Source organism: Pseudomonas sp. TSO6 (assembly GCF_056098905.1).
In genome coordinates, this window is the sequence record NZ_JBLZWV010000028.1 from 68,970 (window position 1) to 84,823 (window position 15,854).

Genomic DNA, 15,854 nt, shown 5'->3' on the forward strand with positions numbered 1-15,854 from the left:
ACCGTGTTGCACGCGGTCCATGAGGCTTATTGGAGACAAGAATAATGACATGCCGTAGCGCTCAGCCCCTCCTTCGTAACGCCCCCCGCACCTGCCGCAATGGCGAGGTGCGCCATGACTGACAACCACGAAAAAATCCAGCTCACCCGCGCCCTGAAAAGCCGGCACATCTTCATGCTGTCGCTGGGCGGGGTGATCGGCACCGGCCTGTTCATGGGTTCGGGCGTGACCATCAACCAGGGCGGGCCGGTGGGCGCGATCCTGGCCTACCTGGTGGCCGGCTTGCTGATGTACCTGGTGATGGTCTGCCTGGGTGAACTGTCGGTGCAGATGCCAGTGTCCGGCTCGTTCCAGGCCCATGCCACGAAGTTCATCGGCCCGGCCACCGGCTTCATGATCGGGTGGGTGTACTGGATGAGCTGGGCCACTACCGTGGGCCTGGAGTTCACCGCTGCCGGCATGCTGATGACCCGCTGGTTCCCCGAGGTGCCGATCTGGTACTGGTCGGCACTGTTCGTGGTCGTGCTGTTCGGCCTCAACGCCCTGGCCACTCGCGCTTTTGGCGAGGCCGAGTACTGGTTCTCGGGCATCAAGGTGGCAACCATCCTTGGTTTTATCATCATTGGCCTGCTGGTGATTTTCGGCGCCATCCCGCTTAGCAGCGGGGCGCCGGCGCCAATGCTGGACAACCTGGTGGGCGAGTCGCTGTTCCCCCACGGCCTGTCGGCGGTGTTCGCGGTGATGATGACCGTGGTCTATGCGTTTCAGGGCTGCGAAATCATGGGCGTGGCGGCCGGCGAGACCGAGCACCCGGAAAAAAGCATCCCGCGCGCCGTGCGCAACGTGGTGTTCCGCGTGCTGATTTTCTATGTGCTGGCGATCGCCGTGCTGTCGGCCATCGTGCCGTTCGAGCAGGCCGGCCTGATGGAAAGCCCTTTTGTGCAGGTGTTCGACATGGTCGGCATCCCCTTTGCTGCCGACGTGATGAACTTCGTCATCCTCACCGCCATCCTGTCGGTGGGCAACTCCGGGCTGTACGCCTCTACGCGCATTCTCTGGGCGATGTCCAAGAGCGGCATGGCGCCGAAAAGCCTGGCCCCGCTGAGCAAGCGCGGCGTGCCGCTGCGGGCGCTGAGCATCACCCTGTGCTTTGCCCTGGTGTCGCTGATGACCAGCTTCATTGCCGCCGACACCCTGTTCATGGTGCTGATGGCGGTGAGCGGGATGTCTGGCACCGTGACCTGGATCGTCATCGCCCTGGCGCAGTACCGCTTCCGCAAGGCCTACCTGCGTGAAGGTGGCCAACTGCAGGACCTGAAGTACAGGGCGCCGCTGTACCCACTGGTGCCGCTGCTGTGCATCACCCTGTGCAGCTCGCTGTTCGTGTTCCTGGCACTGGATGAAACCCAGCGGCCGTCGCTGTACTGGGGCTTTGGCTTTATTGCCCTGTGCTACGCGGCGTACTTCTTCGTCAATCGCCGTCGGCAGGGCGCCTTTGAGCCGAGCGCGCCTGGCGTTTGATTCACGATTGCCGGGGCCGCTTTGCGGCCCATCGCGACACAAGGCCGCTCCCACAGGTACTGCGCAGACTTGAACGCTGTGAAAGACCCTGTGGGAGCGGCCTTGTGTCGCGAAAGGGGCGCAAAGCGCCCCCGGCAATCCCACAGTTGTACAAAGTTGTAACAACTACCTCGGATTAAGCCCTCTCAAGGTCAAAAAAATCACTATTGAAACAATAGGTTAGATTGTTTTGGAGTGATGTTACAGGCCATTTGTCCGCCAATTGCCGCCTTGTTGAACACTCGTTTAGTATCTCCCTCATCAAGCCCTCCCAAAACCATCACAACAACACCGAGGCCCCCCATGACCACCCCGTCGTCGTCACTGTTGAGCAAAGTCGAAGCCGGCGTTGCCTGGATCACCCTCAACCGCCCCGAGCAACGCAACGCGCTGGACATCCCCACCCTCGAGCAACTGCACGCCTTGCTCGAAAGCCACAACAGCGACCCGGCCGTACGCGTGGTGGTGCTTACCGGCAGCGGTCGCAGCTTCTGCGCCGGCGCCGACCTGGCCGAGTGGGCTGCCGCCGAAGCTGCGGGCACCCTGGAAAGCTACGGCTGGACCGAAACCGCCCACGCCCTGATGTTGCGCCTGCACAGCCTCGACAAGCCCACCCTCGCCGCTATCAACGGCACCGCTGTGGGCGGTGGCATGGACCTCAGCCTGTGCTGCGACCTGCGTATCGCCGCTGCCTCTGCGCGTTTCAAGGCCGGCTACACCAGCATGGGCTACAGCCCCGATGCCGGCGCCAGCTGGCACTTGCCACGGCTGATCGGCAGCGAGCAGGCCAAGCGCTTGTTGTTCCTCGATGAACTGTGGGGCGCCGAGCGTGCCTTGGCGGCCGGGCTGGTCAGCGAAGTCTGCGCCGACGAGCAACTGCTTGCCGTGGCGGCCGAGTTGGCCGGGCGCCTGGCCAACGGCCCGACGTTCGCCTATGCGCAGACCAAGCAGCTGATCCGCGACGGCGCCCGCCGCACCTTGGCCGAGCAGCTGGAGGCCGAGCGCCACGCCGGCCTGCTGTGCGGCCGCAGCCAGGATGGCGCCGAGGCGCTGCAAGCCTCGGTTGAACGCCGCGCCCCCCGTTTCACCGGCCAGTAACCCGATACCGACCCTGACCAGGACCTTCGCAGATGAATTTCCAACTGACCCAAGAACAAGAAATGTTGGTGGAAGCGGTACGCAGCTTTGTTGCCAAAGAGCTGCTGCCCCATGAGGAAGCGGTGGACCGCGCCGATGCCGTGTCGCCAGAGCTGGCCGCGCACATCCGTGGCAAGGCCATCGCCGCCGGGTTCTATGCCTTCAACATGCCCGAGGAAGTCGGCGGCGGTGGCCTGGACTACCTGTCCCAGGCGCTGATCGAACGTGAGCTGTCCAAGGTGTCCTGGGCGCTGCATGTGTTTGTCGCACGCCCGTCGAAAATACTCATGGCCTGCAAGGACGAGCAGATCAACGACTACCTGCTGCCTTGCGTGCAGGGCGAGAAAACCGACTGCTTCGCCCTCACCGAACCGGGTGCCGGTTCCGATGCCAACGCCATCAAGACCCGCGCCGTGCGCCAGGGCGATGACTTTGTCATCAACGGTAGCAAGCACTTCATCAGCCACGCCGGCCACGCCGATTTCGCCATTGTCTTCGCGGTCACCGACACCTACGAGCACAACGGGCGCAAGCGCAACGCGGTCACGGCGCTGCTGGTCGACCGCGGCACACCGGGTATGACTATCCGTCGCGGGCCCAAGTGCGTGAGCAACCGTGGCTACCACACCTACGAGCTGTTCTTCGACGACTGCCGGGTGCCGGCCAGCAAGGTGCTGGGTGAAGTCGGCAAGGGCTGGGAAGTGGCCAACGCCTGGCTTACCGCCGGCCGGGTGATGGTCGCCGCCAACTGCGTGGGCCAGGCCCAGCGTGCCCTCGACCTGTCGCTGCAGTGGGCCGCCGACCGCAAGCAGTTCGGCCAGGCCATCGGCAGCTACCAGGGCGTGTCGTTCAAGCTGGCCGACATGGCCACGCAGATTCGCGCCGCCGAAATGCTCACCCTGCACACTGCCTGGAAGATGGACCAGGGCAGCATGACCGACGGTGAAGCCGGCATGGCCAAGCTGTTTGCCAGCGAAGTGCTGGGCAAGGTGGCCGACGAAGCCGTACAGATTTTCGGTGGCATGGGCCTGATGGACGAAGGGCCGGTCGAGCGCATCTGGCGCAACGCGCGTATCGAAAGGATCTGGGAGGGCACCTCGGAGATCCAGCGGCACATCATCGCCCGCGAACTGCTGCGCCCGCTGCTGCGCTGAACGCCAGGAGAACCCCATGTCGCAATCGATTCGTGACAACCTCAAGCGCCTGCTGGCGCCCCGGCACCTGGCCTTCGTTGGCGGGCGCAGCATGGCACGGGCGCTCAAGCGCTGCGCCGAAGGTGGCTTTGGCGGCGAGCTGTGGCTGGTCAACCCGCAGCATGAAAGCCTGGAGGGCATCCCGTGTGTGGCGTGCGTGGCCGACTTGCCGTATGCCCCGGACGCGGTGTTCATTGCCACCAACCGTGAGCTGACCTTGCAGTGCGTTACCGAGCTGGCCGCGCGTGGCGCCGGGGGTGCCATCTGCTATGCCTCCGGCTTTGCCGAAAGCGGCGAGGAGGGCCGCCAGTTGCAGCAGCGCCTGCTGGCTGCGGCCGGCAACATGGCCCTGCTCGGCCCCAACTGCTATGGCCTGCTCGACTACCTGCACGGTGCAGCCCTGTGGCCGGTGGCCCATGGCGGCAAGCAGGTGGAGAAGGGCGTGGCGATCCTCACCCAGAGCGGCAACTTTGCCTACAACCTGTCCATGAGCGACCGCTCGCTGCCGGTGGCCTACATGGCCTCGGTCGGCAACCAGGCGCAACTGGGTGTGGCCGAGCTGATGGACGTGCTGCTCGACGACCCAAGGGTAACGGCCATCGGCCTGCACCTGGAAGGCTTGAAGAACGTGCCGGGTTTTGCACGCGCCGCCTACAAGGCATTGCAGCAGGGCACGCCGATCATTGCCCTGAAGACTGGTGTGTCGCAGATCGGCGCTGAACTGGCGCTCAGCCACACCAGCTCGTTGTCTGGCTCCGATGCCTTGTACGACAGCCTGTTCCAGCGCCTGGGCGTTATCCGCGTCAGCGGCCCGGTGAGCTTTGTCGAAACGCTCAAGGCCGCCGCTTGCGGGCGCTTGCCGGCAGATGGCGAACTGATCGCGCTGGCCTGCTCGGGCGGCGATGCTGGCCTGATCGCTGATTATGCCGAACGCAACCATCTACACCTGCCAAAGCTTGAACAGGGGCAGGTGACGGCACTGGCCGAAGTGCTGCCTGCCTATGCCAACCTGGTCAACCCGCTGGATTTCACCACTGCCATCTGGGGCGATGAAGCGGCCCTGCAACGCATGCTCGACAGCACCCTGAGCGGGGCAGCTGATGCCGCCATGCTGGTGCTGGATTACCCGGCGGCATTCACTGGCGAGCGCAAGGAGTGCGACCTGCTGCTGGCGCTTTACTGCGACGCGCTGGAGCGTCACGGCAAGATCGGTTTTGTCACCTCCGCCTTCCCGGAGCTGCTGCCCGCCAGTGCGCGTGAGCGCCTGCATGCCCGGGGCATCGCTGCACTGCAGGGCGTGGAAGACGGCCTGGCGGCCTGGGGCCGTATTGTCGCCTACCAGCGCAACCGCCGGCGGTTGCTGGCGCAAGGCGAGGCCGCACGGGTGCCGCTGTGCCCGCAAGCCCTCACGGGCGAAAGCCAGTTGCTGGACGAATGGCAAGCCAAGCACGCCCTGCGCGCCTTCGGTTTGCCGGTGCCAGCGGGCGTGCTGAGTACGCCCGAGGGCGCTGTGGCAGACGCCGCCCACGTGGGTTACCCGCTGGTACTGAAGGCGGTCAGCACACAGCTGCCGCACAAGACCGAAGCCGGTGCAGTGGCGCTGAACCTGCGTGATGCCGCCGCCCTGGAAGCCGCACTGGTGCAGATGCGCCAGCGCATCGCTGCCTACGCCCCGCACGTCGCGTTCGACCAGATACTGCTCGAACCCATGGCCGAGCCGCCGCTGGCCGAGCTGATAGTGGGCATCAAACGTGAACACGACTTTGCCCTGGCCTTGGTGATCGGTGCCGGTGGGGTGCTGGTCGAACTGCTCAAGGACAGTGTCAGCCTGTTACTGCCCACCACCGACAGTGCTATCCGCGCCGCATTGCTGAGCCTGCGCAGTGCCAGCCTGCTGCAAGGCTTCCGTGGTCGCCCGGCCGCCGACCTGGACGCCTTGGTCGCAGCTATCCGTGCGGTGGCCGACTACGCCTGCGAAAACGCCGGGCAGCTGCTGGAGCTGGATGTGAACCCATTGATGGTCGGTGCCCACGGCACCACCGCGGTCGACGCGCTGATCCGCCTCGGCCAGGCGCAAGGAGAACGACATGAATGACCTTACCCTGACTGCCGGCCAGGCGCTGGTGCGCCTGTTGGCCAACTACGGTGTGCAGACCGTGTTCGGCATCCCCGGGGTGCACACCCTGGAGCTGTACCGCGGCCTGCCGGGGAGTGGTATCCGCCATGTGCTGACCCGCCACGAGCAGGGCGCAGGCTTCATGGCTGACGGCTATGCGCGGGTGAGCGGCAAGCCGGGGGTGTGCTTTGTCATCACCGGCCCGGGGGTGACCAACGCCGCCACCGCCATCGGCCAGGCCTATGCCGATTCCATCCCGATGCTGGTGATTTCCAGCGTCAACCATACCGCCAGCTTGGGCAAGGGCTGGGGTTGCCTGCACGAAACCCAGGACCAGCGCGCCATGACTGCGCCGATCACCGCCTTCTCGGCCGTGGCGTTGCGCGGCGATGACCTGCCCGAGCTGATCGCCCGCGCCTGGGCTGTGTTCGACAGCGAACGGCCGCGCCCGGTGCACATTTCGGTGCCGCTGGACGTGCTGGCCGCACCCGTCAGCCGTGACTGGAGCGATGAGGTGGTGCGCCGCCCCGAGCGTGGCCAGCCGTGCCGCGAAACCCTCGACCAGGCTGCCCTGAAGCTGGCAGCGGCCAAGCGGCCAATGATCATCGCCGGTGGTGGTGCGCTGCACGCGGCCGAGCAACTGGCGCAGTTGAGCAGCCGGCTGGCGGCACCGGTGTTCACCAGTGTGGCAGGCAAGGGCCTGCTGGCGCCGCAAGCGCCATTGAATGCGGGTTCCAGCCTGTGCGTCGAGCCTGGCTGGCAGTTGATCAGCCAGGCCGATGTGGTGCTGGCCGTGGGCACCGAAATGGCCGACACCGACTTCTGGCGCGAGCGCCTGCCGATCACTGGCGAGCTGCTGCGCGTGGACATCGACCCGCGCAAGTTCAACGACTTCTACCCCTGTGCCATGGCCTTGCAGGGTGATGCCCGGCAAACCCTGGCCGGCTTGCTCGAGCACCTGCCAGCACTCGACCGAGACCCGGCGCAGGCCAGCGAAGCCGTGAGCAACCTGCGCCAGGCCATCCGCAGCGGGCATGCACCGTTGCAGGCCACGCATCAGGCGATTCTGGACCGCATTGCCGCTGTGCTGCCCGACGATGCGTTCATCAGCAGCGACATGACTCAACTGGCCTACACCGGCAACTACGCCTTCGCCAGCCGGGCGCCGCGCAGCTGGCTGCATCCTACCGGCTACGGCACACTCGGCTACGGCCTGCCGGCCGGTATCGGCGGCATGCTTGCCACCGACCATCGCCCAGGCCTGGTGCTGGTAGGCGACGGCGGTTTTCTTTATACCGCCCAGGAGCTGGCCACGGCTGTAGAGGAACTGGACCGGCCGTTGGTGGTGCTGCTGTGGAACAACGACGCCCTCGGCCAGATCCGCGATGACATGCTCGGCCTGAACATCGAGCCCGTCGGCGTGCTGCCGCGTAACCCGGACTTCATCGGCGTGGCCCGTGCCTTTGGTTGCGCGGTGCGCCAGCCGCGTGACCTGGACGCGCTGCAGGCCGACCTGGCCAACGGTTTCGCCACACCCGGCGTGACCTTCATCGAACTCAAACACACCTGCGTCTGTTAAGCCGCGCACAACCAAAAGAACAAGAGAAACCCACATGCCATTTCGCCGTACACTTCTGGCCGCATCCCTGGCCCTGCTGATTACCGGCCACGCCCCCCTGTATGCCGCACCACCGCTGTCGATGGACAACGGCACCAACGCCCTGACCGTGCAAAACAGCAACGCCTGGGTCGAAGTCAGCGCCAGCGCCCTGCAACACAACATCCGCACCTTGCAGGCCGAGCTGGCCGGCAAGTCCAAGTTATGCGCCGTGCTCAAGGCCGATGCCTATGGCCACGGTATCGGCCTGGTAATGCCATCGATCATCGCCCAGGGCGTGCCCTGCGTGGCGGTGACCAGCAACGAGGAGGCCCGCGTGGTCCGCGCCAGTGGCTTCACCGGGCAACTGGTGCGGGTACGCCTGGCCAGCCTCAGCGAGCTGGAAGATGCCTTGCAGTACGACATGGAAGAGCTGGTGGGCAGCGCCGAATTTGCCCGCCAGGTCGATGCCATCGCCGCGCGCCACGGCAAGACCTTGCGTATTCACATGGCGCTCAACTCCAGCGGCATGAGCCGCAACGGGGTGGAGATGGCGACCTGGTCCGGCCGTGGCGAAGCGCTGCAGATCACCGACCAGAAGCACCTCAAGCTGGTCGCGCTGATGACCCACTTCGCCGTGGAAGACAAGGACGATGTGCGCAAGGGCCTGGCGGCCTTCAACGAGCAGACCGACTGGTTGATCAAGCACGCGAAGCTCGACCGCAGCAAGCTCACCCTGCACGCCGCCAACTCGTTCGCTACGCTGGAGGTGCCGGAGGCGCGCCTGGACATGGTGCGCACCGGTGGCGCGCTGTTCGGTGACACCGTACCGGCGCGCACCGAGTACCAACGCGCCATGCAGTTCAAGTCGCACGTGGCGGCGGTGCACAGTTACCCGGCCGGCAACACCGTCGGCTACGACCGCACCTTCACCCTGGCCCGTGATTCGCGCCTGGCCAACATCACCGTCGGCTATTCCGATGGCTATCGCCGGGTGTTCACCAACAAGGGCCATGTGCTGATCAACGGCCACCGCATACCGGTGGTAGGCAAGGTGTCGATGAACACGCTGATGGTCGATGTCACCGATTTCCCGGACGTGAAGGGTGGCAACGAAGTGGTGCTGTTCGGCAAGCAAGCCGGGGGCGAAATCACCCAGGCCGAGATGGAAGAAATCAACGGCGCGCTGCTGGCCGACCTGTACACCGTGTGGGGCAGTTCCAACCCGAAGATCCTCGTCGACTGAAACCGCCAAAGAAGGGAGATTGCCATGCGCTACGCCAAGCTTACCCAACGCATCGCCGGCGACGGGGCTGCGGCCTGGGACATCCACTACCGCGCCCTGGCGCTGCAGGCCGAGGGCAAGGACATCCTGCTGCTGTCGGTGGGGGACCCGGACTTCGACACCCCAGCGCCGATTGTCGAGGCGGCCATCGACAGCCTGCAGGCGGGTCACACCCATTACGCCGATGTACGCGGCAAGCTGGCCCTGCGCCAGGCCATCGCCAGGCGCCACCAGCAGCGTAGCGGCCAGGCCGTCGACGCCGACCATGTGACGGTGCTGGCGGGGGCCCAGTGCGCGCTGTACTGCGTGGCCCAGTGCGTACTGGACCCGGGCGACGAGGTGCTTGTCGCCGAACCGATGTATGTGACCTATGAGGCGGTGTTCGGTGCCTGTGGTGCCAAGGTGATGCCGGTGCCGGTCAAGCCGGAAAACGGCTTTCGGGTATGCCCGCAAGACGTGGCCGAGCGCATCACCCCGCGTACCCGCGCGCTGGCCTTGAACAGCCCGCACAACCCGTCGGGGGCAAGCCTGCCCCGTGCTACCTGGGAAGCACTGGCCGAACTGTGCATCGCCCACGACCTGTGGCTGATCTCCGACGAGGTGTACAGCGAGCTGTTGTACGAGGACGAGCATGTCAGCCCGGCCAGCCTGCCGGGCATGGCCGAACGCACCGCCACCCTCAACAGCCTGTCGAAGTCCCATGCCATGACCGGCTGGCGGGTGGGCTGGGTGGTGGGCTCGGCCGAGCTGGCCGCCCACCTGGAAAACCTTGCCCTGTGCATGCTGTATGGCTCGCCCGACTTCATCCAGGACGCCGCCGTGGTGGCGCTGGAGCAGCCGTTGCCCGAGCTGGCCGCCATGCGCGAGGCCTACCGCCAGCGCCGTGACCTGGTGTGCGAACAGCTGGCCGGCTGCCCGGGCCTGAGGGCGCTGAAGCCCGATGGTGGCATGTTCGTGATGGTTGATATCCGTGAGACCGGCGTAAGTGCCCAGGCCTTTGCCGACCACCTGCTGGACCGCCAGGGCGTGTCGGTGCTCGCCGGCGAAGCGTTCGGCCCCAGCGCTGCCGGGCATATCCGCCTGGGCCTGGTGCTGGGCGATGCGGCGCTGGTCGATGCCTGCCAGCGCATCGCCCGCTGTGCCGACGAGCTGAAACGGGAGTACGGCCATGCGTGAGTATGCGCGGCTGTACATCGATGGCGCCTGGCAGGTGCCGAGCGGCCAGGGCATGGCTGAGGTGATCGACCCGGCCACCGAACAGGTCATTGGCCGGGTACCCTTGGGCGCCGAGGCCGATGTCGAGCGGGCGGTGATGGCGGCGCGGCGGGCCTTTGATGGCTGGTCGCGCACGCCGTCCAGCGTGCGCGCCGGGTACATCCGGGCATTGGTCGCACAGCTGAAAAACCGTGCGGCGCAAATGGCCGAGGTTATTACCGACGAGCTGGGCATGCCGGTGCAGTGGTGCCAGGCGGTGCAGGTCGAAGGCCCGATTGCCGGGCTGGAACAGTATGCCGAACTGGCCGGGCTGATGGATGAGGTGCGCGAAGTCGGCAATTCGCTGGTGTACCGCGAGGCCGTTGGCGTGTGCGCATTCATCAACCCGTGGAACTACCCGCTGCACCAGATGATCGGCAAGTTGGCGCCGGCCCTTGCTGCCGGGTGCACGGTGGTGGTCAAACCCAGCCAGGAAACGCCGCTGCACGCATTTGTGCTGGCCGAAATGATTGACGCCATCGGCCTGCCGGCAGGGGTGTTCAACCTGTTCAGCGGCCCGGGGGCAAAGGTGGGTGAGGCCCTGGCCCGGCACCCGCAGGTGGACATGGTGTCGTTCACCGGCTCAACCGGTGCCGGGGTGCGGGTGGCACAAGCGGCCGCGCCGACAGTGAAGCGGGTGTGCCTGGAACTGGGTGGCAAATCACCGTTGCTGATTACCGCCGATGCCGACCTGCACGCTGCGGTGCGCCACGGCGTGCAGGACGTGATGATCAACTCGGGGCAGACCTGCACGGCACTGACCCGCATGCTGTTGCCGGCCAGCCGCTACGCCGAGGCGCTGGAAATCGCCGAGGCCGAAACCCGCGCGCTGGTCATGGGCGACCCGCGTGACCCGGCCAGTTTCCTCGGGCCGATGTGTTCGGCAGGCCAGCGGCGCACGGTGCTCGACTACATTCGCCAGGGCCAGGAGGAGGGCGCGCGCTTGGTGTGCGGTGGTGATCACGGCGGCTTCGAGCGCGGGTTCTACGTGGCGCCCACGTTGTTCGCCGACGTCGACAACCGCATGCGCATTGCCCAGGAAGAAATCTTCGGCCCGGTGCTGTGCCTCATTCCATACGCCGACGAGGCCCAGGCGCTGGCGCTGGCCAATGACTCGCCGTTCGGCCTGTCCAGCGCAGTGTGGGCGGGCAGCCGCGAGCATGGCCTGGCGCTGGCGCGGCAGATACGGGCGGGGCAGTGCTTCATCAACGGTGGCGGGTTCAACTACCAGGCGCCGTTCGGTGGCTACAAGCAGTCGGGCAACGGCCGCGAGTGGGGCGAAGAGGGCCTGGCGGAGTTCGTCGAGGTGAAAGCCGTACAGTGCTGAGCCACCGCTGCAAGACAATCTGTTTTGTGTAAGGAGAATGTTTGTGAATGTACTGATCGTCCACGCTCACCCCGAGCCGCAATCGTTCACCGCAGCCCTGCGGGACCAGGCCGTGGAAACCTTCCGCGCCCAGGGCCACCAGGTGCAGGTCAGCGACCTGTACGCCATGGGCTGGAACCCGGTGGCCAGCGCCGATGATTTTACCCAGCGTGAGAACCCCGAGTACCTGGTGTATGCCCTGGAGCAGCGCCAGGGGGTCAAGCGTGGTGCCATTGCCGCGGACATCCAGCAGGAGCTGGACAAGCTGTTGTGGGCCGACTTGCTGGTGTTGAACTTCCCGATCTTCTGGTTCTCGGCCCCGGCCATCCTCAAGGGCTGGATCGACCGGGTGCTGGTGTCGGGGGTGTGCTATGGCGGCAAGCGTTTCTACGACCAGGGCGGGTTGGCGGGCAAGAAGGCGCTGGTGACCGTGACCTTGGGCGGGCGTGAGCACATGTTTGGCGAAGGGGCGATTCATGGCCCGCTGGAAGACATGCTGCGGCCGATACTGCGGGGTACGCTGGCCTATGTCGGTTTCGAGGTGCTGCCGCCGTTTGTGGCCTGGCACGTGCCTTATATCAGCGCCGAGGCGCGGCAAGATTTTTTGCAGCAATACCGGCAGCGCCTGGAGCAGCTTGCGGACGACCAGCCATTGGTGTTCCCCCGCCTGACCCAGTTCGATGAGGCCAGTTGCCTTGTTACAAGACTTACCTGCTCAAAAACGACCACCCACACATTCGGGGTATGTTGCCCCTCGGCAAATCCCTCGATAGTGAACCCATCGGCTCGATCTCGGAGCACTCACACGATGGAGTTGCCATGCGCAAGGTACTGAAGGTGATTGGTGGTCTGCTGCTGGCGTCTGGTGCCAGCCTGGCCCAGGCGGCAGAGGTGGACAGCGGGAACACGTTACGGTTGTACAACTGGACCGACTACATCGGTGAAACCACCCTGGCCGACTTCGAGAAGGCCACCGGTATCAAGGTCATCTACGACACCTTTGATGGCTACGAAACCGTGCAGACCAAACTGCTCACCGGCCGTTCCGGCTACGACCTGGTCATGCTCAACGCCTCGCTTGTCCCCCCGCTGATCAGCGCCGGCGTGTTCCAGGCACTGGACAAGCAGCAACTGCCCAGCTGGCAAAACCTCGATCAGCAGGTGGTCAACAACCTGCAGGGCTACGACCCTGGCCTGAAGTACTCGGCGCCCTATACCTGGGGCAGCTCGGGGGTCACCTACAACGTCGACAAGATCACCGCGCGCATGCCCGACGCGCCGATCGGTTCGCTGGCCATGCTGTTCGACCCCAAGATAGTCTCGCGCTTCGCCGACTGCGGCGTCACCCTGATGGACGCGCCCACCGAGGTCATCCCGCTGGCCCTGCAGTACCTGGGCAAGGACCCGCGCAGCGCGTCGGCCGCCGACCTCAAGGCAGCCGAACAACTGCTGCTGGGCATCCGCCCCTACATTCGCAAGTTCGACTCGGTCAACTACCTCACCAGCCTGCCCAACGGCGATGTCTGCCTGGCGCTGACCTGGTCCGGTGACTACGCCACCGCCCAGGCCCGTGCGGTGGAAGCGAAGAAGGACATCAAGCTGTCGTTCTTCATCCCCCAGGAAGGTTCGCTGATCTGGTTCGACAACCTGTACATCCCCAAGGATGCGCCGCACGCGGCCAACGCCCACCGCTTCATCGAGTTTCTGCTGCAGCCGCAGACCATGGCCAAGGTCACTGACTACATCCACTACGCCAACAGCAACGCCGCCGCCACCGCGCTGGTGCGTGACGATATCCGCCAGGACCCGGCCATCTACCCCGACGCACAAACCCGTGAGCGCCTGTTCGCGCAGAAAACCCAGAGCCCCAAGGACATGCGCGCCATCACCCGGGTCTGGAGCACCGTCAAGACCGGTTTCTGAACACTGCCCAAAATTCTCGCCAAGGAGCTGCCCATGGCCACCCCAAGCAAAGCATTCGCTATCGCCCACGACCCGCTGGTGGAGGCCGACAAGGCCCACTACATGCACGGCTACCATGTGTTCGACGAGCACCGCGAGCAAGGCGCGCTGAACATCGTGGCCGGCGAGGGCGCCTACATTCGTGACACCCACGGCAACCGCTTCCTCGATGCCGTCGGCGGCATGTGGTGCACCAACATCGGCCTGGGCCGCGAGGAAATGGCCCTGGCCATCGCAGACCAGGTGCGCCAGCTGGCGTATTCCAACCCGTTCTCCGACATGGCCAACGACGTGGCCATCGAACTGTGCCAGAAGCTTGCGCAGCTGGCGCCGGGCGACCTGAACCATGTGTTCCTCACCACCGGCGGCTCGACCGCTGTCGACACCGCCTACCGGCTGATCCAGTACTACCAGAACTGCCGCGGCAAGCCACACAAGAAGCACATCATTGCCCGCTACAACGCCTACCACGGCTCCACCACCCTGACCATGTCGATCGGCAACAAGGCCGCCGACCGGGTGCCGGAGTTCGACTATCACCACGACCTGATCCACCACGTCTCCAACCCCAACCCGTACCGTGCCCCGCACGACATGGACGAGGCCGAATTCCTCGACTACCTGGTGGCCGAGTTCGAGGACAAGATCCTGTCGCTGGGTGCCGACAACGTGGCGGCGTTCTTCGCCGAGCCGATCATGGGCTCGGGCGGGGTGATCATTCCGCCCGAGGGCTACTTCCAGCGGATGTGGCAGCTGTGCCAGACCTACGACATCCTGTTCGTCGCCGACGAAGTGGTGACCTCATTCGGGCGCCTGGGCACCTTCTTCGCCAGCGAAGAACTGTTTGGCGTTACCCCCGACATCATCACCACCGCCAAGGGCCTGACCTCGGCCTATCTGCCGCTGGGCGCGTGTATCTTCTCCGAGCGTATCTGGGAAGTGATTGCCGAGCCGGGCAAGGGCCGCTGCTTCACCCATGGCTTTACCTACAGTGGTCACCCGGTGTGCTGTACAGCGGCGCTGAAGAACATCGAGATCATCGAGCGCGAGCAACTGCTCGATCACGTCAAGGACGTGGGTGGCTACCTGGAGCAGCGCCTGCAAAGCCTGCGCGAGTTGCCGCTGGTGGGTGATGTGCGTTGCATGAAGCTGATGGCCTGCGTTGAGTTCGTGGCCGACAAGGCCAGCAAGGCGCTGTTCCCGGATGAGGTGAACATCGGTGAGCGCATCCACAGCAAGGCCCAGGCCCGCGGGTTGCTGGTGCGCCCGATCATGCACCTGAACGTGATGTCGCCACCGCTGATCGTCACCCATGCGCAGGTGGACGAGATCGCCGAGACCTTGCGCCAGTGCATCCTCGAAACAGCGCGCGAACTGACTGCGCTTGGCCTGTACCAAGGCCGATGAACCTGGCGCAAAGGGCTGTGCGGGGGCGTGCCTGGCAGGCTAGACTGCCGGGCATGACCCAGGCCACTCCCGACACCCCGCTTACCCTGACAATGGGCGCGCTGCAGCAATGGCATGCGGCGCTGCAGCGTGCGCTGGCCAATAGCGATGCGCCCGAGGCGCTGGAGTATGTGGCCGCTGCCATCGGCCAGCTGGTGCAGGTTGAATCGATGATGATCAGCCTTGAGTGCCAGGGGCGGGCGCCGCAGCTGCTGTACCAGCAAGGCATCCCCGAGCTGCACCGTGCCGCGGTGCTTGAGCGTTATTTCAGTGCCGGCTACCTGCTCGACCCATTCTGCCTGGCCGTGCAAAGCGGCTTGGCCGAAGGCTTTTACCACCTGCAGGAAATCGCCCCCGACAACTTCTTCGACAGCGACTACTACAAGGCCTATTACCTGGGCACCGGTTGCAGCGAAGACAGCTACTACATCGTCGACCTCAGCGCTGGCCGCAAGTTGTCGCTGAGCCTGTTCCAGGGTTGCAGCGGCACGCCTCTGAGTGCCGGGCAGGTCGACCTGCTGCGGGCGCTGGAGCCCATGGTGCGGGAACTGTTGGGGCGTTATGCCCGGCATAACCTGGAGCCCGGCGCAGCATCGGCCGAACACGGCAGCCTGCAGGCAGCGTTCGACAGCTTTGGTTGCCAGGTGCTGACCGACCGTGAGCGGGAGGTGGCCCACATGATCCTGCGCGGGCACTCGGTGAAGTCGACCGCGCTGGAGCTGGGCATCTCACCGGAGACGGTGCGCATGCACCGCAAGAACCTGTACCTGAAGCTGGAGATCAACTCGCAGTCCGAGTTGTTTGCACGGTTTATCGACTGGTTGCGCGGCGATCAATCGGTGCCGTGACGTTGCGCGGATGTGCCTGGCTTAAGGAGGTCCTTGTAGGAGCGGCCTTGTGTCGCGATGGGGCGCGCAGCGGCCCCGCAATCCCTGTCT

Annotated in this window: 11 protein-coding genes and 1 pseudogene; all 12 read left to right on the top strand. The window is 65.2% G+C overall.

Annotation, left to right across the window (positions count from 1 at the left end; all coding sequences use genetic code 11):
* Positions 1 to 114 precede the first annotated feature (114 nt).
* Positions 115 to 1,521 carry an amino acid permease gene (locus tag ACN6NG_RS11595; RefSeq protein WP_016499182.1) on the top strand — a complete coding sequence of 469 codons (1,407 nt, stop codon included), beginning with the start codon at positions 115 to 117 and terminating at the stop codon, positions 1,519 to 1,521.
* A 342-nt stretch (positions 1,522 to 1,863) separates the two neighbouring features.
* Positions 1,864 to 2,658, top strand: a complete 795-nt coding sequence (locus ACN6NG_RS11600) for an enoyl-CoA hydratase/isomerase family protein (RefSeq protein WP_474314034.1) — start codon at positions 1,864 to 1,866, stop codon at positions 2,656 to 2,658.
* Positions 2,659 to 2,690: 32 nt separating this feature from the next.
* Positions 2,691 to 3,851: an acyl-CoA dehydrogenase family protein gene (locus ACN6NG_RS11605; RefSeq protein ID WP_028613171.1), complete on the top strand. Its 1,161-nt coding sequence runs from the start codon at positions 2,691 to 2,693 to the stop codon at positions 3,849 to 3,851.
* A gap of 16 nt (positions 3,852 to 3,867) precedes the next feature.
* Positions 3,868 to 5,985, top strand: coding sequence for an acetate--CoA ligase family protein (locus tag ACN6NG_RS11610; protein ID WP_474314035.1), 2,118 nt, complete (start codon positions 3,868 to 3,870; stop codon positions 5,983 to 5,985).
* Complete coding sequence (locus tag ACN6NG_RS11615; RefSeq protein WP_474314036.1) at positions 5,978 to 7,585, top strand: 5-guanidino-2-oxopentanoate decarboxylase; 1,608 nt, start codon at positions 5,978 to 5,980, stop codon at positions 7,583 to 7,585. Before ACN6NG_RS11610 ends, ACN6NG_RS11615 begins: the two co-directional genes overlap by 8 nt.
* 34 nt (positions 7,586 to 7,619) lie before the next feature.
* On the top strand, positions 7,620 to 8,849 hold the full coding sequence (alr, locus tag ACN6NG_RS11620) for an alanine racemase (protein WP_474314037.1): 1,230 nt from the start codon (positions 7,620 to 7,622) through the stop codon (positions 8,847 to 8,849).
* A gap of 24 nt (positions 8,850 to 8,873) precedes the next feature.
* Entirely contained in the window at positions 8,874 to 10,064 is a 1,191-nt protein-coding gene (locus tag ACN6NG_RS11625) for a pyridoxal phosphate-dependent aminotransferase (protein ID WP_474314039.1), read from the top strand.
* A complete protein-coding gene (locus ACN6NG_RS11630; RefSeq protein WP_474314041.1) occupies positions 10,057 to 11,469 on the top strand; it encodes an aldehyde dehydrogenase family protein in 1,413 nt (470 codons plus the stop codon). The genes ACN6NG_RS11625 and ACN6NG_RS11630 overlap by 8 nt, the downstream gene beginning before the upstream one ends.
* Positions 11,470 to 11,512: 43 nt before the next feature.
* Positions 11,513 to 12,190 (top strand): annotated as a pseudogene (locus ACN6NG_RS11635) (NAD(P)H-dependent oxidoreductase); the annotation flags it as partial.
* 137 nt (positions 12,191 to 12,327) lie between these two features.
* Positions 12,328 to 13,431 (top strand): polyamine ABC transporter substrate-binding protein, encoded by a 1,104-nt coding sequence (locus tag ACN6NG_RS11640; protein WP_049274208.1) that lies wholly within the window; start codon positions 12,328 to 12,330, stop codon positions 13,429 to 13,431.
* A gap of 33 nt (positions 13,432 to 13,464) precedes the next feature.
* Positions 13,465 to 14,877: an aminotransferase gene (locus ACN6NG_RS11645; protein ID WP_474314042.1), complete on the top strand. Its 1,413-nt coding sequence runs from the start codon at positions 13,465 to 13,467 to the stop codon at positions 14,875 to 14,877.
* A gap of 53 nt (positions 14,878 to 14,930) precedes the next feature.
* The gene (locus ACN6NG_RS11650; RefSeq protein WP_169725141.1) at positions 14,931 to 15,764 is read left to right on the top strand and encodes a helix-turn-helix transcriptional regulator; all 834 of its coding nucleotides are present in this window, start codon (positions 14,931 to 14,933) and stop codon (positions 15,762 to 15,764) included.
* The last annotated feature ends 90 nt before the right edge of the window (positions 15,765 to 15,854 follow it).